Consider the following 1,065-nt stretch of genomic DNA (forward strand, 5'->3'; position numbering starts at 1 on the left):
CAGTGGATATACTTTAAAAGAATTAAAAGATGCCGGATTTGATTTAGATCAATTCAAAGATGCCGGATATAAAGCAATAGAATTAAAAGATGCCGGATTTGATTTAGATCAATTCAAAGATGCCGGATATAAAGCAATAGAATTAAAAGACGTTGGATTTAATTTAAAAGAATTAAAAGACGCTGGATTTACTTTAAAAGAATTAAAAGATGTTGGATTTAATTTAAAAGAATTAAAAGATGCCGGATATAAAGCAATAGAATTAAAAGACGCTGGATTTAATTTAAAAGAATTAAAAGACGCTGGATATACTTTAAAAGAATTAAAAGAAGCCGGATTTGATTTAGATCAATTAAAAGATGCCGGATATAAAGCAATAGAATTAAAAGACGCTGGATTTACTTTAAAAGAATTAAAAACAAACAATATTAAAGAAAAAACTATTAGTGATCTAATTTTAGATGCAAGAGAAGAAAAAAACGAAATATGTAAAACATATGCAACACAATATGATATATTAAAAACAAAACTTGCGAAAATTAACGCCGATATTAATAAACAAACAGCTAACTTAGAAAAAACAATATCTGAAGTAAAAAGAATTAATCGTTTAATAAATGAAATTAATGATTTAATCCAAGAAGCAGAAAAACAATTAGCAACTCAAGAAAAAATAAAAAAATTTCTTAATAAAGATATAAAATCATTAACAGAAGAAAAAAAACAAGAACTTTTAACAAAAAGTATAGATGCTATTGAAAAAAACTTAATTAAACAACGCAACGAAATAAACCAAAAAAAAGCTGATTTAGCAAATCAAAAATACAATATTGAACGTATTGAAAAATATATTAAATCTTTAAAAGAAATTAATGATAATTATGAAACCAAAATGAAAAAAATTTTAGGTAATGAAGAAACAAAAAATCTTATATTTAAAAAAAACCAAGAACAAGTAGCTAGATATGAAGAAAAATTGAAAGAGATGAAAGCATCTCAAACAGAATTAGAAGATAAAATTACATTTTATACATTTTTAAATGCTTCACTTGATAAAGCAAAAAC

Annotated in this window: 1 pseudogene; it reads left to right on the plus strand. The window is 23.7% G+C overall.

The window, feature by feature from the left end:
* Positions 1–1,065 (plus strand): annotated as a pseudogene (locus tag KTO59_RS04380) (pentapeptide repeat-containing protein); the annotation flags it as partial.

Origin of the sequence: Candidatus Phytoplasma sp. AldY-WA1 (assembly GCF_020312115.2) — a bacterium.
GTDB lineage: Bacteria > Bacillota_I > Bacilli_A > Acholeplasmatales > Acholeplasmataceae > Phytoplasma > Phytoplasma vitis.